The following is a 19352-nucleotide window of genomic DNA, read 5'->3' as shown; positions in this document are numbered from 1 at the left end:
CGCTATCTGGCGGCCGGCACGAGCACGCCGTCCTCGCGGTAGCGCGCCAGCAGCAGCTCGCGCGCGTCGAGCGCTTCGTGCCGTTGCGCGGTGAAGGCGGGCGCGTATCGGCGCACGAGCCCGTCGTGAGGCGGCAGGCGCTCCAGCGCGGCACGCACGGCCGCGCGCTCGGTGCCGCCGGCCAGGCCGATCGCCTTGGCGAGCAGGTGCGTCATGTCATAGGCGTGGGCCACGCCGACGGGGCTTTCGATGTCCTCGATGCGCTGGATGCCGGCCACGCGGCGCGCGGTCTCCATGAATCGCTTCAGCGGCGCGGGCCGCGCCTTGAAGAAACTGAAGGTCTGCACCACGGACACGTCGACCTGCCCGAGCGCGGGCCCCGCTGCTGCCACGAAGCGCCCGCCGGTGATGCCCCAGTGGCTGATGATCGGAACCCTGCGCGCCGCCGGCAGCTGCGCGACCTCGCGCACCAGCAGGGCGGCCTCGTCGTCGTTGGCCACGAGCACGATGGCCTTCGCGCCCTGGTCCACGAGCTTGCGGTAGCGGTCCACGAGCGACGCGTCCTGCCAGTTGTACCAGGCCGCGCCCACGATCGCGGGCCGCCCGCTCGAGGCGCCGTACTTCTCCGCGGCGGCGAAGTTGCTGCGGCCCCACGACGTGTTCGTCAGCAGCAGGCCCACCTTGTCGAGGCCGCGGTCGGCCGCGGCGCGCAACATGAAAGGCATGGCCAGGCTGTCGCGCAGGGACAGCCTGAACACGTAGTTGGGCATGCTGCCGTTGTCGACGATGGCGTCGGCGGCCGACCAGACGGCGAGGAACGGCAGGCCGGATTGCCGCAGCAGCGGCAACTGCTCGATGATGACCGGGCTGAACCGCCCGCCGAAGACGGCCACCACGCGCTTGTCCGCGGCGAACTCCTCGATGTTCTTGATGCCGCGCGCCGCGATCGAGCGGTGGTCCTTGGTGACGATCTCCAGCGGCCGGCCCAGCACGCCGCCTGCCGCGTTGATCTCCGCGGCGGCCAGGCGCACGCCCAGCTCCACCGCCTGGGCCGATGTGCTGTTCTGCAGCCCGAATTCCGCGTCGATGCCCACGAGCACCGGTTCGGCCGCGAAGGCGCGCGGCAAAAGGCCCGCGAGAAAAAAGAGGAAGGCGACCACCTTCCATGCGCGATGCCGGCTCATGAATGACCTCCGGCTTGGCAGTGTAGGGCTGGGCTGCGCCTCGCTTCGTCGGACGCGTCCTACGCCGCGCCCGCCGTGCCCGTCAATCGGCCGACGCGTAGTGCACGTATGACTCGCGCACCATCCCGTCCCTGTCGAAGAACAGCACTTCGACCACGTGCGTCCCCGTGATGCCCTTGTAGTGGATGGCGATGCTGTCCACGCCGCGCAGCACTTCGAGCACCGTGAACTTGATGTGGTCGAAGACCTCGAAGCCTTTCCTGACGTACGCGCGCAGCGCCGCCTTGCCCTGGATGGTGCCGCTGGGGTCGTGGCTCAGGCGCGCGACCAGCGGGGAGTGGAAGATCACGTCGTCGGTGTAGAACGCCAGCACGCGGTCGAGGTCTTTCGACTCGAATGCGGCGACCCAGCGCTTCACGTATTCGGCTGTCTTCTCCACAGTCAGCATCGGTGTCTCCTCGTGGCAGGTTGAGCGTCGTTCAAGTGTGCCACGCGCCCCCGCGGCAGGCCACAGTGTTTCGCAAGTTGACGTCGATTGCCATGCGGCGTATACCGGCCGCGTCATTTCCAGCCATGCTCCGACGTGTAGCTGGGGACCCGTCATGGGCCCGCGAGCCAACTGCGGGACTCCCGCACGAACTGGCCCAGCACCAGCACGTCGAAGTGGTGCGCCATGAGCGTGTAGCCGCGCGCGCGCATCGCAAGTGACTGCTCGCGCGTCATCGCCGCCCCGCCGAGCGGGATGCCCGCGGCGAGGACGGTCTTCTCAAGGTGCTGCACCGCTTCGCGCAGTTGCGGCGCATCCATGCGGCCGGACACACCGAGCTCCGTGGACAGGTCGAACGGCGCTATCACCATGCAGTCGATACCCTCGACCTTGCAGATCGCTTCTGCGTTTTCCACCGCCGCGACGGTTTCCATCAACAGGCAGCACACCGTCGAGTCGCCGCGATGCGCGAGGTGCTCGAACAGCGGCGTGCCCCACCGTGCGTGTGCGACGAACGGCCCCCAGCCGCGCTTGCCTTTCGGGGGGTAACGGGTGAGTGCCACGCATTCGGCCGCGTCCTGCGCCGTGCGCACGAGCGGGAACACGATGCCCTCGGCGCCCGCATCGAGCGCCGTCTTCACATGATCGGCTTGCGCGAGCGGAACGCGCACCCAGGGCGAACACGAAGTGCCTGCAGTGGCTGCCACCATCGCGTGGACGCTCTCGGGCCCGATGGGCCCGTGCTCCTGGTCGATGATGACGATGTCCGCGCCCGCTGCGGCGATGGCCTGCGTGGCCACTGCGGAGGGAATGAGGTTCAGGTAGCAGGACAGCGGAGCGGACTTCTCGCGCAGCCTGTCTTTGACTGGGGTCATTCGAGCCATCGAGTCCCTCCTGGTGCGGGCCGCGCCCGTGACGCGCATTCTCGTGCAGGCTTGCATGGCCGCACAAGGGCGGCCCGCAAACTACCGCCCGCCGAAAGGCAGCGGCGGCAGCGAGCGCAGGTACGCGAGCATCGCCGCAATGTCGGCATCGGCGATCGTGCCGTACGCCGCAGTGGGCATGACGGGCTTGTACTTGATCCCCTGCGGGCTGACGTTCTCGCGCAGCGCCGCCGCGAACTGCGCTTGCGTCCAGTCGCGCAGCCCGCTCTCGTGCGGCGTGAGGTTGCGGCTCAGGCTGTCGCCGTACGGCCGCTTCAGCAACTGGCCGCCGGCGCCGGTGAACTGCTTGAGGGCCATGCCTTTCTCGTCGCGCGGCGTATGGCAACCCATGCAGTGCGCGAGTTCGACGAGGTACTTGCCCGTGGCAATCCGGTCGCGGGGATCGGGCCCCGAAACCTTCGCCAGCGGCGGACCGTACGGCTTCAGCTGTTCCGGGTACACGGACTTCGGCACGTCATTGCGCACCGCGGGTTGCGCGCGCAGGTACACGACGATCGCGCGCAGGTCATCGTCCGAAATGGCGCGGTAGCTGTCGAAGGGCATCGGCGGCCCGATGACGCTGCCGTCCGGCCGGATGCCTTCGCGGATCGCGCGCCCGAGTTCGGCATCCGACCACTTGCCGATACCGGTCTCCGGGTCCGGTGTGATGTTCGGCGCGAAAGCCCGATACGTCGGCTCCGGCAATGCGATGCCGCCGGCCAGGCCGAGCGCGGGCTTGCGTTCGCCATTCACGCGCGCCGCATGGCAATGGCCGCAGGCCATGACGCCCTCGACAAGGTACTTGCCCCGTTCGAGGTCGGCAGCCTTTCCCTGGGCCAGCGCAGTGCCGCAGGCGAACGCGAGCGCTGCAGCCAGCGACATCCGTGTCATGCAGGTGTTCATCAAAAACCTCGCGCGGCGACTCACCGTTGGCCCAGCGGCTCGATGCCTTTCGATTTGATCACCCCCGCGGCCGCCGGCGACGCGAGGTGCTGGATGTACGCGCGTGCGGCAGCCGGCTCGCGCGTATTTGCCGCGACTGCCGCCACGTAAACGAAGTTGTCCAGGTCCTGCAATTGCGCAGGCAACGGGCCCGCGATCTCCAGTTCGGGGTACCGCGCCGCGGTGACCGGCTGCACGAACGCGAGGTCCACCTCGCCCTTGACCAGCAGCTCGTGGAAGCCGCCGCCGGGCGTGGTCCGGGTCTTCGGCCGCATCTGCTCGGCGATGCCCAGCTGCTCGATCACCTTGGCCGCGTGGACGCCGATCGCGCCGCCTCCTGCGGGGTCGGAGTGCGCGATCGCTCGCGCAGCAAGCAGCGACGCTTTCAGCGCATCGACGCTCGACACATCGGGCTTGGCAAAACCACGCCGCACCGCGATCGAGATCATCGACTGCGCGACGGGCGTGCGGGTGCCGGCCATGAACTTCTGTTCCGCCATCAGCGGATCGAAGGCCGAGCGCGGCAGCAGCACCACGTCGACCGCTTCGCCGGCCCGCACGCGCTCGCGCAGCACGCCGGCCGTGGCGTACACCAGCGTCACCTTGTGGCCGGTGGCCTGCTCGAAGTCCCGCGTGATCGGGTCGATGGCCGCACTGAGCGCCTCGGCCATGAAGACCTTGAGTTCGGCCGCGGACGCGGCAGCCGAGAGAAGCGCTGCGCAAAGCAGCAGGGAACGTGCAAGGCGCATGGTCCACCTCCAGCGAAGGAAGCAAGACGGGTGGTTTAACCGGCTGCGTTGTGGCTGTCAATCCGCGAGTACGCCCGGGGGCCGGCCTGCGCGACGGGGCTAGCGTTAACCCGTTCAATCGTCCGGGTGCAACCCTGACAAAATCCGTGCGGCTCGCACAACCCACTCAGGAGACCTTCCATGGCGCTTTCCCGCCGCACCTTCCTCCAGGCCGGATCCGCCGGCGCCCTGCTGGCAGCCGTTGCGCAAGAAGCGCTCGCGCAGGCCGGCATCGAGAGCCTGAAGATCATCACGGGCTTCCCGCCCGGTGGCACGTCCGACACCACGTGCCGCCGCGTGGCGCAGGCCCTCACGGGAACGTACGCGCGCTCGGCCGTGGTGGAGAACCGCACCGGCGCCGGCGGCCAGATCGCCATCCAGGCGATGAAGACGCTGCCGCCCGACGGCACCACGCTGCTGCAGTCGCCCACGTCGATGTTCACGATCTACCCGCACATCTACAAGCGCCTGCCGTACGACCCCGTGGCGGACGTCACACCCGTGACGATCGCCACCGTCTTCGACTTCGGCCTCGCGGTGGGGCCCATGGTGCCGGCGAGCGTCACCGACGTGAAGGGCTTCCTCGCGTGGGCCAAGGCCAACCCGCCGCAAGCCAACTACGGGTCGCCCGCCGCGGGATCGACGCCGCACTTCATCCCCGCGCTGATGGCCGTCACGCAGCACGTGGACCTGAAGCATGCGCCGTACCGCGGCACGCAGCCGGCCATGCTCGACTGCGTGGGCGGCCAGATCGCCGCGGTGAGCGGCCCCATCGGCGACCTCATCCAGCACCTGCCGGGCGGCAAGATCCGCATCCTCGCGGTCTCGGGTGCGAAGCGCAACCGCTTCGCACCCAACGTGCCGACCTATTCGGAACAGGGCTTCCCCGAGCTGCAGCACAGCGAGTGGTTCGGCTTCTTCCTGCCGCCGCGCGCGGCGCCCGACGTCGTGGCGCGCGTGAATGCCGCGCTGAAGGTCGCACTCGCGAGCAAGGAGGTCATCGATGGCCTGGCCACCTTCGGCCTGGAAACCATGACCACGACGCCGGCGGAGTTCGTGGACATCCTGGCGAAGGACCGCGTGAAGTGGGGGCCCATCGTGAAGCAGGTGGGATTCACCGCCGACGCATGAGCGCAGCTCGCCTACACGGCATGGCCCGCGAGCCATGCACAGTAGGCGCATGCCCACTCACCGACGCCGAACCGCCGCGCTTGCGAAGAAATCCTCCGAACTCGCGCTGGCCGCACCGGCGGTGGTCACATTGCGATTGCTTCGAATGGCCGAGCATGGGAACCAGCCCGACGCGCGCGACCGCGCGGAGATGATGCGCATGGGCTCCGAGAAGGTTGCCGCGTTCTCGCAGGCGTGGATGGCCATGTGGATGCAGTGGTGGCTGGCGCCGCTGCAGTTCCTGCAAGGCAACTGGGTCCAGGCGGGTTCGCGCGCGATGACCGCGCTCCTGAGTGCCGGCATCGCGCCGGTGCACCGCACGGCCGTCGCGAACGCGCGAAGGCTGGGCAGGCGCCGGCGCTAAGCGGTCACTGCTTCTCGAAAGCCGAATTCGCAACCACCTTGGCCCAGAACGCCGTGCGCTCGCGCAGGTTCTTCGTGAACGCAGGCGCATCCCAGTACCCCGCCTCGGCACCGATGCTGTCGGCGTAAGCCTTCATGTCCGCGCTCGCCATGGCGGTCGCGATTTCCTTCTGCAGCCGCGCCGTGACTTCGGCGGGCGTGCCCTTCGGCGCCCACCAGCCGGTGAAGTTCACGACGCCGTATCCCTTGACACCCGCCTCCGCGAACGTGGGCACCTGCGGCAGCGCGGGCAGGCGCTTGTCGCCGCTGATGGCCAGCAGCCTCACCTTGCCGCCCTGCACCTGGCCCATGACGCCGGGCGTGGACGCGATCTGGTAGTCGATGGTGCCGGACAGCAGCGCCTGCGTCGCTTCCCCCGCGCCCTTGAAGGGCACATGCAGGAAGCGCGTGCCGGTCGCGATGCCGAGCGCTTCACTCGCGAAGTGGGGCATGGTACCCGCGCCGCCGGTGCCGTAGCTCAGCTTGCCCGGCTCGGCGCGAGCGGCCTTCAACAGGTCGTCGAGCGTCTTGAACTTGGAGTCGGCACGCACCACGACGGCCATCGGGGCGAACACGAAGGCGGCCACAGGCTGCAGGTCCTTCTCGTGGTCGAACGGCAGCTTCTTGAAGATGTGGGGCAGCAGCGCGTACGTCGTGTCGTTGGCGACGAGCGTGTAGCCGTCCGGCGCCGATTGCACGACCTGCATCGCGCCGATCGTGCTGGTCGCGCCGGCCTTGTTCTCCACGAAGAAGCTCTGGCCGGTCTGCTCCGTCAGGCGCGCCGCCACCTTGCGCGTCACGCTGTCGACGGCGCCGCCCGGCGGGTAGGGCACCACGATGCGAACCGGCTTGGCCGGCCACGCCTGCGCGTTGGCGACGGCGGCGGCCGCCAAGAGCAGGGCGGTACAAATTGCGTTGCGGATATGCATGGTGTGTCTCCTGTCAATCGACCTTGATCTGCGCCGTCTTGATCACCGTCGCCCACTTGGCCGACTCGGCCGAGACGAAGTCGCCGAGTTCCTTCGCGCCGCCCGCGGCGGGCAGGGCGCCGAGCGTGGCGAAGCGCTCGCGCATGGCGGGCGACGCCAGCACGTCGCGCATCTCGGCGTCCATGCGCTTGACCACGTCGGCCGGCGTGCCGGCGGGCGCGAAGATCGCGTTCCATTCGTAGGCGCTGAAGCCTTTGAGGCCCGCCTCGGCGACGGTGGGAACGGTGGGCATCGATCCGAGCCGCTTGTCGAAGGCCGTGGCCAGCACCCGCAGCCGGCCCGCCTTGACCATGGGGCCCGACGCCGTCACGGCGCTGAACATCATGTCCACCTGGCCACCCGCCACGTCTGTCAGGGCAGGTGCGCCACCCCGGTAAGGGATGTGGACGAGCGAGATCTTGTAGCCCTGCTTGAAGAGTTCGCCGCTCAGGTGGGCCGCCCCGCCATTGCCTGCCGATGCATAGGACAGCTTCGCAGGGTTTTTCTTCGCGTATTCGACGAGGTCCGCCACGGTCTTGAAGGGCGACGATGCCGGCACGACGAGCAAGGTCGGGATGCGAGCGACCATCGAGACCGGCACGAAGTCCTTGCCGTAATTGAACGGCAGCTTCGGGTAGAGGCTCGGGTTGACGGCGAACGACGTCGCGTCATAGAGGAAGGTGTAGCCGTCCGCGGGCGCCGTGGCTACCGACTGGGCGCCGATGGTGCCGCCCGCGCCGGGCTTGTTGTCGATGATCACCTGCTGCTTCAGGCGCAGCCCCAGCTCGGTCGCGACGGCCCGCGCCAAGGCGTCGGCGGCACCGCCTGCCGAATAGGGCACGACGAGCTTGATGGGCTTGTCCGGCCACGCGGCGTGCACTTGCGTTTGCGCTGCAAGGCATGCGGCGGCCAGCAGGATCTTCGAAATGGCTTTCACGAGGTCTCCTTGGAATTTTCAGACGGTGGCGATCGGTGTCGCGGGTGAACCCACGGCGCCGGGCAGGCGAAGCGGCGGCGCGGTCAGCAGGAACCGCGACCGCCCTGCTGCACGCAGCCAGCGGGCGAGGTCGGTGAGGTACCACAGCTCGCCCAGGTGGATGCCGTTCTTGAAGAGGCAATGCTCATGCAAGGGAAGGCGCGGCCGCTTCATGCCGCCGCCGGGTTGCGCCAGCTTCGGCGCCTCCACGAGCTCGACCGCGGGGTTGTCGGCAATGAGGCAGGCCAGGCGCACGTCGACGATCCAGTTCAACAGCTTGGGGTCATTGCCGTCCAGGCCGCTGCCGGTGTCGTGCAAGCGCTTCACGTCGGGCTGCCGGTTCATCGCCAGCAGCGTGTCGGCAAAACCGGTGTGCAGGCAGACCATGTCGCCCGGCTCGACCTCCACGCCGTCGGCCTGCATGATGCGCATCAGTTCGTCGTAGCCGACCGCCTTGCGCTGCCGCCCGAGGTGGTGCTCAAGGTCGACCAGCACGCCGCGGCCTTGCGCGCCGTGGCGGGCCAGGTTCTCGATGCCCAGCACGGCGGCCTTCGGGTCCGGGAAGCGCGCCCACGGTGCGGCAGCATGCGGGTCCTCCGCGGCCGGGTGGATATCCCGGTCGCCGCGGAAGCCGTTGTAGAACACGATCTCGGCCTCGCCGTCGCCATCGGCGTCGAAGCGGCTGCCCATGTGCGCGAGGCTGTCCCACTGGGTCGAGTACTGCGTGTTCATGAGCATGACCTCGTCGCACACGACGTCGGTGAGCGAGGGGTCCTCGCTGGCGTAGGACCACCCGTAACCCTGCGCGCCGGCGCTCTTGCCGTCGCGCAGCGTGGCGTACAGGCGCGGCGGCATGCGGCGGGCGTTGAGCGTCATGCCGCCCGGGACGTCGAGCGGCAGCGACAGGCAGAAGGTGACCCCGGCCTTCACTTCGGCGACGCCTTCGCGCACCTTGCCGGCGTCCACCAGGTTCATCCGGCCGAGCTGGTCATCCGGGCCGAACTCGCCCCAATGGCTGCCGGGCGGTGAATTCTTCCAACGTGCGTTGCTCATGATGATGCCCTCAGTGCGCGGCCGAGCCGGCGATGACAGCAAGCAGGTTGCGCGCTGCCGCAACGCCCATGTTCACATACGCGTCGGTGGTCGTGCCGCCCACGTGCGGGCTGAGGATGAATCCGGGTTGCCGCTGGAAAGGATGCCCCTGCACCATGGGTTCCACGGCGAAGCTGTCCAGCCCCGCGCTCGCGACTTGCCCGGACCGCACGGCGGCGAGCAGCGCGGCCTCGTCGATGAGGCTGCCGCGCGCGGTGTTCACCACGATCACGCCGCGCTTGCAGCGTGCGAGCGTCTCCGCGTTCAGCAGGTTGCGGTTGTCCTCGGTGAGGGGGCAGTGCAGCGAGATGACATCGGCGGATCGCCAGAGCGCCGGCAGGTCGACCATCTCGATGTAGTCCGGCACGTTCTGCGCATACGGGTCGAACCCGATGACGCGCATCTCCATGCCTTTCGCCATCTTCGCGAAACGCTGGCCGATGGCGCCGAGGCCCACGACGCCGACCGTGCGGCCGCCGAGTTCGAGGCTCTTGTGCGTCGCCTTGTCCCAGTGCCCGGCGTGCATGCGCGCATCGAGCTGCGGGACCGACTTGGCGCAGGCCATCAGCAGCGCGAGCGCCTGTTCCGCAACGGCCGCGGCGTTGGCGCCTGTCGCGGCGCGCACTTCGATGCCGCGCGCCCTGGCCTGCACCTTGTCGATCGTGTCGGTGCCGCTGCCGTGCTTGGAGATGACGCGCAGGTGCGGCGCCGCGTCCATCGCGAGTGCTCCCACCTTGCCGTAGCGCACGAGGATCGCCACCGGGTCATGGCGCCTGCACAGCGCCGCGATGTCTTCCTCGGACGGCGTCTTTCCGGCATAGACGAGCTCGTAGCCTTGCAGCAGCTCGACGGCCTGCGGCGCGAGGTCGTCTGCCGTGACCACGATGGCGGGTTGGGTGCTCACACTTGTCTCCTGTTATGGCCGCAGTGTCGACTGGTCAATGCCCCGGGTCCAATCGATAATTTCTGCCGACTCATTCATGGGACTTTTGCAATGGACCTGCGCGACCTGCGCTACTTCGAGACGATCGCCGAACTCCAGCACGTCGGGCGTGCGACGCAGAGCCTGCATCGCAGCCAGCCCGCGCTGACCAGCAGCATCCGCCGGCTGGAGGAGAGCTGCGGCGCACCGCTGTTCGTACGCGCGGGCCGCGGCATCCGGTTGACCCCGGAGGGCAGGATCCTGCTCAAGTGGGCCAAGCGCATGCGCTTCGACCTGGAGGATGCGAAGCGCGAGATCGCCGCCGTGGGCTCGGGCCTGGCGGGGCAGGTGCGCGTAGGGATCGTTCCGACGGCGGCGCAGTTCCTGCTGCCTGCCGCGGCACGCCAGCTGCTGCAGGAGGGGCCCGACGTCACCTTGCGCACCGTCGTGGGCCTCGTCGACGCGCTGCGGCCCATGCTCCGCCAGGGCGAACTCGACATCGTCATCGGAACGGAGATGCACGCCGAGGAGGGCATCGTGTCGAAGGTGGTGGCGCAGGACGCGATCGTCGTCGCCGCCAGCGCCAGGCACGAGCTGTTTCGCAAACCCGTGACGCTGAAGGACCTGACCCGTTACCGCTGGGCGCTGCAGCCGCAGGGCGCCCCGGCCCGCGACTGGCTCGACCACACCTTCGACAGGAAGCGCCTGCCTCGCCCGAATGTGCAGGTCGAGAGCACGATGCTGCTGATGCTTCCTGCCCTCATCGTGCAGACGGGCCTGCTCAGCTTCATCTCGCGCCACCATCTCGGGCCGCAGGCCTCGCGCTCGGGTCTCAAGGAAGTCCCTTTGCGGGAAACGACGATGGTCAGGCGCCTGGTGGTGGCGTACCGCGCGGAGGGGTTCCTTTCCGCGGCCACCCAGCGCCTGGTGGACCTGCTGGCGCAGCAGCACGTTTGACGATTTCCCCGGGCAGGTACTTGAGGGCCACAACGCCCAGCGAATCCGGCACACTTGCCGCTCGCAGTACCTACCACGTCAGGAGACAAGCCCCATGCCCCGCATCCTTCGCCGCGCGATGTGCGCCAGTGTCGTCATCGCCGCCTTGCTGCCCGTTGCGGCGCTCGCCGCCTGGCCGGAGCACCCGATCAAGCTCGTCGTCCCTTACCCGCCCGGGGGCGCCACCGACGTGATCGGCCGCATCATCGCGCAGCGCCTGTCCACCGCGGTCGGCCAGCAGGTCGTCATCGACAACCGCGGCGGCGCCGGCGGCAACATCGGCGCGGACCTCGTTGCGAAAGCGAAGCCGGATGGCTACACGCTGCTCATGGCGGCCATGACATCGCACTCGACCATGGCGCGCCTCGAACGCGGCAAGCTCTCGTACGACCTGCAGAAGGACCTGGCGCCGGTGCAGGTGGTGGGCTACGTCCCGCTGGTGTTCGTGGTGCACCCGTCGGTGCCGGCCACGAGCTTCCAGCAGCTCGTCGCCTACGCGAAGGCCAACCCGAAGAAGCTGACCTATGCGTCTTCGGGCGCGGGAGCGCCGCAGCGCATGGCGGTCGAGATGTTCCGCGTGCAAAGCGGCGCCGACATGATCCATGTGCCGTACAAGGGCAGCGGCCCGGCAATGACCGACCTCGTGGGCGGGCAGGTGCTGATGGCAGCCGAAACCGTGCCCGCCGCGCTGCAGCAGGTCCGCGCGGGCAAGCTGCGGGCCCTGGCCGTCACCACGCCGCAGCGCATCTCCATGCTGCCCGACGTGCCCACCGTCAACGAGTCGGGCTGGAAGGACTTCGACGTAGTGTCCACCTTCGGTGTCATGGCGCCGGCAGGCACGCCTTCGGACGTGATGGCTCGACTGAACGCGGAGATCGGCAAGATCATGCAGGACCCGGCTGCGAAGGAGCAGTTCCTGCAGCAAGGCGTCTACACCCTGCCGCCGCAGACCCCGGCCGAGGCGTCGGGGCGTTTGCGCGCGGAGCTTGCGAAGTGGTCGAAGGTGATCGACGAGACCGGCGTGAAGGCCGACGAGTAGGTGGGGGCAATGACGGCCACTTCCGGGCCAGAAGCAGCCACCAGCCCCTGCGAAGTCGTCAGGCGTTAGATCGCGTCCGGCTCTTACTTGAGGAACTGTCGCACCGCCTCGTTCATGGCGGTCGGGTTCTCGCGGTGGGAAGGGTGACCGGCGTTCGGGATCGTGACGAGGCGCGCTGTCGGCAAACAACGTGCCTGAGCGGCGACGATTTCCTTGAAACGCGGCGCGGTCCTTTCGCCTTGGATCAGCAGGACGGGCATTTTGAGCGCGCCAAACTCGGCGCACTCGACGGGCCGAGGATCGTCCATGCCCGCTCCGACCACGCTCCACACGTTGTCGCTCACGATCTGCCTGTTCTCCGGCGGCATCCGCTCCCATGCACCGGCACCGTTGATCGCGTCGACGGCCGCCGCTGCGCCACGGGCGACATCCGCGCGGAGAGTTGCAGCAAAGTCGCTCGTTCGCTTCTTGCGCGCTGCGATAGCCGCTTCCGTTTCCCGACCCAGCAGTGAACCTGTGACCGCCTCCACGAGGATAAGCCGGCGTACGAGTTCGGGCCGCGTTCGCGCCACCTCATACGCAACCAGCCCGCCAGAGGACCAACCCATCAAGTCGACCGGCGGCCCCGCGCGCTCGAGCATTGCGGCAAGGTCCAGCGCATGCTGCCTCGCCGAAAAGGTGGCGCCGCTACCGTCCCATTTCTCCGGGAAAAAGTGGCGCAGGCTCACCCGGCGCACTGTGAATGCATCGGAGAGCGCGCTCAGGGGTGCCATGGTGCGATAGTCCGCCAACGTGCCGTGAACGATCACGAGAAGCGGCCCGCGGCCTTCGTCCACATAAGCCATGGGGTACCCGTTGACGTTCATGACATTCACGTTTTCCGGCACGTTCCAGGGGGCCCGCACTGGGGCGCTGCATGATGCAATCAGCAACGTCGAAAGGGCGAGGAAGGACGTTCGTACGAAGCTCATGATCGATTTCATGGAGTCTCCAAAGAGGTGAGTGGCAGCTGGCTCGCGGGCCACTATGTTCTCTCGGGCGCAGCGTAGCAGGCGCAAAGGTTCGCTCATGTGCGGTTTCGTACGTCTGTGGCAGCGCAACATAGCAGGCCTACCTGCCCGCTTTCGATAGGAGTGTGGAGCGTGATTGCCGTCTGTCACTCCAGGACGAACCCCTCATAGCCGCGTGCCGCGACCTGCGCACAACGCTCCGCATAAGCCGGGTAGCCGCTGATCAACGGCATGAACACGCGCGGCTTGCCGGGCACGTTGGCGCCCAGGTACCAGGAGTTGCAACCGAGCATCACGGTGCCCTTGGCGGTTTGCAGCACGTAGTCCATCCAGGCGGCCTGCGCGTCCTCGCCCGGTTCGATGCTCGCGAGGCCGCGCTCGCGCATCCACGCGATGCACGTCGCGATCCAGTCCACATGATGCTCGATGCTCACGATCACGTTGGTGAAAGCGGCCGTGCTGCCCGCGCCGGCGATGTGGAACAGGTTCGGGAAGCCGCGGGTCATGAGGCCCAGGTAGTTCAACGGGCCGTGCTGCCACTGCTCGCGGAACGTGGCGCCATCGCGTCCCCGCACGTCCAGCCGCATGAGGGTGCCTGTCATGGCGTCGAAGCCGGTGGCGAGGACGAGGACATCGAGGTCGTGCTCCGTTCCACCGCTCACGATGCCGCGTTGGGTGACGCGCTCGATCGGCGACTTGCGCAGGTCCACCAGCGACACGTGCGGGAGGTTGTACGTCTCGTAGTAGCCGGCGCTGTCGACGCACAGGCGCTTGCAGCCGATGGGGTAGTCGGGGCAGAGGGCGGCCGCTGTTTGCGGGTCGCGCACGGTGGCCCGGATCTTGTCGCGGACGAACTCGGCCGCGAGCGCATTCGAGCGCTCGTCCAGCATGGTGTCGTAGAAGGTGCCGAGGAAGGCGAAGCCGCCGACGCGCCAGCGCTCCTCGTACCTCGCCTGCCGCTCTTCGGGCGCGACGTCCAGTGCCGACACCATGTACGGCGGGTGCTCGCTGCCGAAGCCGCCGCGCATCTTGCGCGTTCGCGCGCGGAAGCCGGGGTAGTCGCCCTTGATGCTCGCCTCCCATGCCGGATCGAGCGGGCCGTTGTGCGCGGGTACGACGTACGCGGGCGTGCGCTGGAACACCGTCACCGACTTCGCGCGACGCGCGAGCTGCGGGATGACCTGGACCCCGGATGACCCCGTGCCCACGACGCCGACCTTCAGGCCTTCGAAGTCCACAGGTTCATGCGGCCATGCCGCCGTGTGCAGCACGCGCCCGCCAAAGTTGTCGAGGCCTTCGAAGTGCGGTGAACTCGGCGCGGAGAGCGGGCCCGTGGCCATCAGGATGAAGCGAGCGCGCCAGCGGCTGCCGTTGGTGGCCTGCGCATGCCATGTGGCAGTCGCCTCGTCCCAGTGCGCTTCCTCGAGCCGTGTCGACAACCGGATGTCGCGCCGCAGGTCGAGGCGATCGGCCACGTGGTTCGCATAGCGCAGCAGCTCCGGCTGCGATGCGTAGCGCTCGGTCCAGTGCCACTCCTGCTGCAGGTCCTCGTCGATGGAGAAGGAGTATTCGAGGCTCTGGATGTCCACGCGCGCGCCGGGGTAGCGGTTGTGGTACCAGGTGCCGCCGACGCTCGGCGCGGCTTCGATCGCGAGTGCGCGAAGCCCCATGGCGCGGCAGCGGTGCAGCATCGCCATGCCGCTGAAGCCTGCGCCTACGATAAGCAGGTCGAGAAGTTCGGCTTCGTCCGTATGGTTCATGGACAGCGTCCCCCCAGGTGGTGCGGGGGATTCTGCTGCGCTTGCGGCCACGTGTCACTGGGCGTGCGCCCGGCGGTGTTCGCGCTAAGCTTGCGACCCACCCAACGAGGAAGATCGATTGTCCGCACAGATGCCTACCGACGGGCGCGACCCGGGCGCTCCTGCAGCACCCCTGCGCCAACTGGCCGAACTGCCCGGCCCCGCGGGTTGGCCCCTGGTGGGCAACCTGTTGCAACTCGAACCCGCCCGCATGCACCTGCAGCTTGCGCAATGGGCTTCGACCTATGGCCGTTTCTTCAGGCTGCGCATGGGCCCGACCACGGTCCTGGTCGCGGCCGACCATGCGGCCGTTGCCGCGGCTCTCCGTGAGCGGCCCGACGGTTTCCGCCGCACGTTGCGCCAGCAAAGGATCGCCCTCGAGATGGGCATGAAGCCGGGCCTCTTCGGCGCCGAAGGCGACGCCTGGCGGCGGCAGCGCCGCATGGTGATGGCAGCCTTCGACCCGGGCCACGTCTCAGCTTATTACCCTTCGCTGGTCCGGTGCGGCGAGCGCCTCGCGACCCTGTGGCACAAGGCGGCCGCCAGCGGGCGCGCCGTGGACCTGCAGGCCGACCTGATGCGCTTCACCGTGGATGCGATCGCAGGCCTGGCCTTCGGCACCGACGTCAACACGCTGGGTTCCGACGAGAACATCATCCAGCGGCACCTCGACAAGATCTTCCCGAAGCTCTTCACCCGGATCATCTCGCCGCTGCCGTACTGGCGCTGGTTCAAGCTGCCTTCGGACAAGGCGCTCGACGTCGCGTTGGTGGAGGTCAATCGCGCCATCGACGGCTTCATTGCCGCTGCGCGCGAGCGCCTGGCGGACCCCGCGCGCCGCGCTGCGCCGCAGAACCTGCTCGAAGCCATGATCGTGGCTGCCGACGAACCGGGCAGCGGCATCACCGACGACCAGGTCAGCGGCAACGTGATGACGATGCTGCTGGCCGGCGAGGACACGACCGCGAACACGCTGGCATGGGCGATCTGGCTGCTCGCCCGGCACCCCGAGGCGCTCGCGCGCGCACAGGGCGAGGTGCGCCGCGTGATGGCCGGCGGCGGCCCGGTCACGCAGGAGGCACTTGCGCAGCTGGACTACGTCGAGGCGTGCATGCACGAGACGATGCGGCTGCGGCCGGTGGCGCCGCTGCTCGGGCTGGAGGCCTTGAAGGATGGCGTCGTCGGCGACGTTGCCGTGCCGACGGGCACGATGGTGATGGCCCTGATGCGCCATGACAGCATCGACGACCAGCATGTTCCCGAGGCGAAGCTGTTCAAGCCCGAGCGCTGGCTGGGCGAGGGCGGGTACTCGCCGGCATCCGCCAAGCGGGTGTCGATGCCATTCGGCGCCGGGCCGCGGATGTGCCCGGGGCGCTACCTGGCGCTGCAGGAGATGAAGATGGTGATGGTGACGCTGCTCGATAACTTCGAGCTCGCCAGCGTAGGCACGGAAGATGGCAGCGAACCGGCCGAGCGCCTGATGTTCGCGATGGCGCCCGTGGGCCTGAGGATGACGTTGCGCGCGGCGTGAGTGCGCATCCTGCGTTCGCAGGATGCGCGTCCCGCCGTGTTGGTTTACCTTCGGGCCGAAGGCAGACCGCCAACGTTGGGATGGAGCGGCGAAGTGAAGTACGAAAGCAAGGAAACCGACCCCGCTCGGGATGAGTGGGTCCGTGCCGCATTCGATCGTTGGGCCCTGGTGCACGAAAGAGTCCGCGAACTGGAGGCTGAACTCGAATCGTGTTCGAGACGGCAGCTCGATACCTCCTTGCTGGAACTGGAGCTGTCTTCTTCGCGTCGGTGGCGGGAGATTTTGGCGCGCCGGATTCGGGGCTTCAGCGGCCCAAGTCCCTGAGGATCCATCGAATCGCCCACGCATAAGCTGCGAGCAAAACGGCCAGCACTGCGATCCTGATCACGATCGAGTAGCTGGAACTGCCGGTGGCTGCGAGCGCGCCCAATGCCCCGATGGCCCATGTCACGCATACCGGGCCGCGCGATTTCAGGAGTTCAAGCTCGCCAACGCTGGCGAAAAGAGACGCGGCGAGCACGAGGATGCTCGCGAAAATGGGCCAGTCGTTGAAGATCGTTGTCAGAACGAAGAACTCCTGGCTCAGAAACCGATTCGCTCAAGCAGCGTTCGCCACTTCGATGTTGAAGTGAGGCCCGGCAGCTTCAGGATATGGGCCACCTCTGCCGGGTTGGTCTGGTAGCACCGGGCCATGTGGTCGCAGTATTCGCCCACAGTGCGAACCGTCAGCTGCCCCGACTCGATTTCGGCAAGCGTCCTGGCGTCGGCCACATCGCGAATGTCATGCAGGAGGGTGTCGTGTTCGTTGTAGCGGAAGTCCGATACTGAGCTGGCCCTCAGGTCACTTCCCCAGGCCATGGCGGGCTGGATTTGCTCGACGGGCCTTCTGAAAATGGCGGCGACCCGCTCCAATGCGTGCCGCCGAATCTCTGCCTCGGTCACCTCCGGCAAAGCAGCTTTCAGATGCGGCATTGGCACGCCTCGGGCTTGGTTGCCTCGTTCATTGCCATCATCATGACACCCCAATCGTAGTAGCCCTCGAACGCCGTGGCGGCCGTGAAAGTGGCGCCGATCCCTTGAGCCACTGGCGTTCGACCGAACTCACGGAAAGCCCGGATATCGGCCCTTGATTTTCCACCCCACCGACTTGGCTGGCCTGTCCACGGGTTGAGCTGGTCACGCGGCCCAAAGCCACGAAATTCCGCGGCGCTCTTGGGCATCGTGCCAAGCGCCAGCGTTGCGGCCAACGTGGCAAGCAGTGCCTCCGAGTTGAATGAGTTTTCACGGATGTAGTTCACGAAGATGTCGAAGTTGAAGCATTTCGACCTGTTCGGAACCGGCATCCTGGCCGCATTGCTGTTTGCCAGCCCCATCGGGTCGGTCCCCGTCAGGGGGTTGGCGTCGACATAAGTCGCACCAACAACCGTCGAGAAGCTTACGGCGCAAAGTGAAACGATCAACTTGCGGATCATCATCATGGTCCTCCTGAAGGTAGGGAGGCCAGGGGATTGAGGGCAAAGCCCAGATTCTTTGCCTGGCGTTGGAAAGCCAATCCTCTCTGGTAGTACGCCTCCGCCAGATCGGCCGAGCCGCTCACGTACGCGTCGTGTGCTTCCTGCCGCCAGTACTGGCCCAGGTACATGAGGGGCACGACGTCGCGAGCATCCAGTTCGCGGGCCTTTTCGAAATACGCGAGCGCTTCGCGGCGGTGTCCGGCCGGGTGAAGCACGAGCGCGGTCTGGATCATGATCACGCCGAGGTACTCGCGCAGCTTGAGCGTGCGCAGGTACGCCCCGCTCTCCACACCGCGCATGGGAATGCTGAACTTCTTGATGTACCCCTCGTCGGTAATGACGCCGCCACCGCTCGTGACCTCGATGTTGTGCGGCGGCGCCATGAAGCGCATGTACCGCAGGAACGTGTGTTGAGGCGCCGTGGCTGGCGCAATGGGAAGCCCCAGCCGCTGCGCAACGGCCAGGTACAGCATCGGCATCGTGATGCACATGCCCTTCTTCGTATCCAGGGTGCCGTTCAGGAAGTAGTTGGCCTGCACCCCGCGGGCGTCCTTCGAGTGGTCGTAGTGCATCCCCCAAACATCGAACAGGTACGAATTGAGCGCCATCAGGATGTCGATGTAATTGCGGCTTGGTTTGCGCTGCATGTGGGTCCGCGCGTCGCGGACGATCTGATCGATCCTTGCGGAGTAGGCGGCGATGTCCATTCGTGGGTGCACCACGCTCGCGAACGTCAGCGCCGCAAGACCGACGTCAATGCGGTCTTCCGGAAGATCCAGAATCGCGCGGACGGCCGAAGGGAATGGGGCAGCGCGGTCTGCTCGGTTGGGCGAGGAGCCGGCAATCGCCGACGGGCCCGCAAAGAGGGGCGCGCCTAGTGAAAGGATGCCCGCAAGGGCTGTTCTGCGCCTCATTGGCCTCCCGAAGTCGCGAACTAAATTTTTATCACGGCGTTGGAGATAGGGCACCTGTCAGAACTGACAGGCGTTGTTTGCGCCTCACGACATACGGGTAGAGGAGGAAGTGGATCTGCCTCGTTCTCGTTAGCACCTGATGCGCAGACGAACGAGTCGGACGCTTCAATCTAGGTCGTACCGTTTTGAGTCGAGAACCGTCGTTCGGCGCGCCGAATGGAACGACCTGTCCAGACTGGCGGCGGTCGGTCAGGTTGGCGCTTCCCACTGTCAGCGGTTGCCGGTACCCGACATTTGGCGATAGACACGGCGAGCGATTGCGATTGGCCGGTAGCGGTCGTAAGGCGGCTCGAATCAAAAGGGTGATGAGCCTTGCGCGCAGGTGCGTGCCATCAGCTGTAATGGGGCGAGTCTCCCCTTCCCCGAAGCGTGCGGCTTGCCCCTCGGCGAAGGCAATATGTGCGATCAGCTCTCGGCACACTCAGGTGTAAGCTGCTGGCAGTGCAATCGCAGCAATGAGATCGCTCCATAACGGAAAAGAGTCCAATTTAGGAGGAGAACCCGTGAGCTCTGGGTCGTGTCCCTTGACGTGGTGTAAGTCCGCAGCCCGGAGAGGCTGAGATGCACGTCACTCAGCGAGCCACTGCGGGCAGCCGAGTCGGCACAGTATCGCAGAGGGTCTGCAGGCCTTCGAG

General features: G+C 67.3%; 19 protein-coding genes. 5 read left to right on the top strand and 14 right to left on the bottom strand.

What is annotated here, in order from left to right; genetic code table 11:
- Positions 1 to 2 precede the first annotated feature (2 nt).
- The 5 genes from H8R02_RS29175 to H8R02_RS29155 all read right to left on the bottom strand — a co-directional run bounded on the left by H8R02_RS29175 (position 3) and on the right by H8R02_RS29155 (position 4285).
- On the bottom strand, positions 3 to 1184 hold the full coding sequence (locus tag H8R02_RS29175) for an ABC transporter substrate-binding protein (protein ID WP_187085419.1): 1182 nt from the start codon (positions 1182 to 1184) through the stop codon (positions 3 to 5).
- A gap of 82 nt (positions 1185 to 1266) precedes the next feature.
- Positions 1267 to 1632 (bottom strand): nuclear transport factor 2 family protein, encoded by a 366-nt coding sequence (locus H8R02_RS29170; protein ID WP_187085417.1) that lies wholly within the window; start codon positions 1630 to 1632, stop codon positions 1267 to 1269.
- Positions 1633 to 1784: 152 nt separating this feature from the next.
- A complete protein-coding gene (locus H8R02_RS29165; RefSeq protein ID WP_187085415.1) occupies positions 1785 to 2546 on the bottom strand; it encodes an HpcH/HpaI aldolase family protein in 762 nt (253 codons plus the stop codon).
- A 90-nt stretch (positions 2547 to 2636) separates the two neighbouring features.
- On the bottom strand, positions 2637 to 3485 hold the full coding sequence (locus tag H8R02_RS29160) for a c-type cytochrome (protein ID WP_187085413.1): 849 nt from the start codon (positions 3483 to 3485) through the stop codon (positions 2637 to 2639).
- A gap of 32 nt (positions 3486 to 3517) precedes the next feature.
- Entirely contained in the window at positions 3518 to 4285 is a 768-nt protein-coding gene (locus H8R02_RS29155; protein ID WP_187085411.1) for a molybdate ABC transporter substrate-binding protein, read from the bottom strand.
- A gap of 180 nt (positions 4286 to 4465) precedes the next feature.
- Between H8R02_RS29155 and H8R02_RS29150 the strand changes: the two genes are divergently transcribed.
- Both H8R02_RS29150 and H8R02_RS29145 read left to right on the top strand, forming a co-directional pair.
- Positions 4466 to 5455, top strand: a complete 990-nt coding sequence (locus H8R02_RS29150) for a Bug family tripartite tricarboxylate transporter substrate binding protein (protein ID WP_187085410.1) — start codon at positions 4466 to 4468, stop codon at positions 5453 to 5455.
- A gap of 49 nt (positions 5456 to 5504) precedes the next feature.
- Complete coding sequence (locus H8R02_RS29145) at positions 5505 to 5858, top strand: hypothetical protein (RefSeq protein WP_187085409.1); 354 nt, start codon at positions 5505 to 5507, stop codon at positions 5856 to 5858.
- A 4-nt stretch (positions 5859 to 5862) separates the two neighbouring features.
- On the opposite strand, the gene H8R02_RS29140 is transcribed toward H8R02_RS29145, so the two are convergent.
- Genes H8R02_RS29140 through H8R02_RS29125 form a run of 4 tightly spaced genes read right to left on the bottom strand, consistent with a single transcriptional unit; the run spans position 5863 to position 9836 of the window.
- Positions 5863 to 6825 (bottom strand): tripartite tricarboxylate transporter substrate binding protein, encoded by a 963-nt coding sequence (locus H8R02_RS29140; RefSeq protein WP_187085407.1) that lies wholly within the window; start codon positions 6823 to 6825, stop codon positions 5863 to 5865.
- 13 nt (positions 6826 to 6838) lie between these two features.
- Positions 6839 to 7801: a tripartite tricarboxylate transporter substrate binding protein gene (locus tag H8R02_RS29135; RefSeq protein ID WP_354004996.1), complete on the bottom strand. Its 963-nt coding sequence runs from the start codon at positions 7799 to 7801 to the stop codon at positions 6839 to 6841.
- Positions 7802 to 7819: 18 nt separating this feature from the next.
- The gene (locus H8R02_RS29130) at positions 7820 to 8893 is read right to left on the bottom strand and encodes a cyclase family protein (protein ID WP_255429632.1); all 1074 of its coding nucleotides are present in this window, start codon (positions 8891 to 8893) and stop codon (positions 7820 to 7822) included.
- Positions 8894 to 8903: 10 nt separating this feature from the next.
- Entirely contained in the window at positions 8904 to 9836 is a 933-nt protein-coding gene (locus tag H8R02_RS29125) for an NAD(P)-dependent oxidoreductase (protein WP_187085405.1), read from the bottom strand.
- Positions 9837 to 9926: 90 nt separating this feature from the next.
- On the opposite strand from H8R02_RS29125, the gene H8R02_RS29120 reads away from it, so the two are divergent.
- Entirely contained in the window at positions 9927 to 10811 is an 885-nt protein-coding gene (locus H8R02_RS29120) for a LysR family transcriptional regulator (protein WP_187085403.1), read from the top strand.
- Positions 10812 to 10905: 94 nt separating this feature from the next.
- Positions 10906 to 11889 (top strand): tripartite tricarboxylate transporter substrate binding protein, encoded by a 984-nt coding sequence (locus tag H8R02_RS29115; protein ID WP_187085401.1) that lies wholly within the window; start codon positions 10906 to 10908, stop codon positions 11887 to 11889.
- Between the two features lie 83 nt (positions 11890 to 11972).
- Here H8R02_RS29115 and H8R02_RS29110 read toward each other — a convergent pair whose 3' ends face one another.
- Both H8R02_RS29110 and H8R02_RS29105 read right to left on the bottom strand, forming a co-directional pair.
- On the bottom strand, positions 11973 to 12872 hold the full coding sequence (locus H8R02_RS29110) for an alpha/beta fold hydrolase (RefSeq protein ID WP_187085399.1): 900 nt from the start codon (positions 12870 to 12872) through the stop codon (positions 11973 to 11975).
- Between the two features lie 173 nt (positions 12873 to 13045).
- Positions 13046 to 14659: a flavin-containing monooxygenase gene (locus tag H8R02_RS29105; protein ID WP_187085397.1), complete on the bottom strand. Its 1614-nt coding sequence runs from the start codon at positions 14657 to 14659 to the stop codon at positions 13046 to 13048.
- Between the two features lie 118 nt (positions 14660 to 14777).
- Between H8R02_RS29105 and H8R02_RS29100 the strand changes: the two genes are divergently transcribed.
- On the top strand, positions 14778 to 16229 hold the full coding sequence (locus tag H8R02_RS29100; RefSeq protein ID WP_255429631.1) for a cytochrome P450: 1452 nt from the start codon (positions 14778 to 14780) through the stop codon (positions 16227 to 16229).
- Between the two features lie 582 nt (positions 16230 to 16811).
- Here H8R02_RS29100 and H8R02_RS29095 read toward each other — a convergent pair.
- Genes H8R02_RS29095 through H8R02_RS29085 form a run of 3 tightly spaced genes read right to left on the bottom strand, consistent with a single transcriptional unit; the run spans position 16812 to position 18657 of the window.
- Positions 16812 to 17201: a hypothetical protein gene (locus tag H8R02_RS29095; protein ID WP_187085395.1), complete on the bottom strand. Its 390-nt coding sequence runs from the start codon at positions 17199 to 17201 to the stop codon at positions 16812 to 16814.
- Positions 17189 to 17707, bottom strand: a complete 519-nt coding sequence (locus tag H8R02_RS29090) for a hypothetical protein (RefSeq protein WP_187085393.1) — start codon at positions 17705 to 17707, stop codon at positions 17189 to 17191. Before H8R02_RS29090 ends, H8R02_RS29095 begins: the two co-directional genes overlap by 13 nt.
- Positions 17704 to 18657 carry a transglutaminase family protein gene (locus H8R02_RS29085; RefSeq protein WP_187085391.1) on the bottom strand — a complete coding sequence of 318 codons (954 nt, stop codon included), beginning with the start codon at positions 18655 to 18657 and terminating at the stop codon, positions 17704 to 17706. The genes H8R02_RS29090 and H8R02_RS29085 overlap by 4 nt, the downstream gene beginning before the upstream one ends.
- Between the last annotated feature and the right edge of the window lie 695 nt (positions 18658 to 19352).

The sequence above is a fragment of the Ramlibacter albus genome, from assembly GCF_014297445.1.
Taxonomy (GTDB): Bacteria; Pseudomonadota; Gammaproteobacteria; order Burkholderiales; family Burkholderiaceae_C; genus Ramlibacter; species Ramlibacter albus.
The sequence above is the reverse complement of the archived record's forward strand: the minus strand, read 5'-3'. Positions and strand labels throughout refer to the sequence as shown.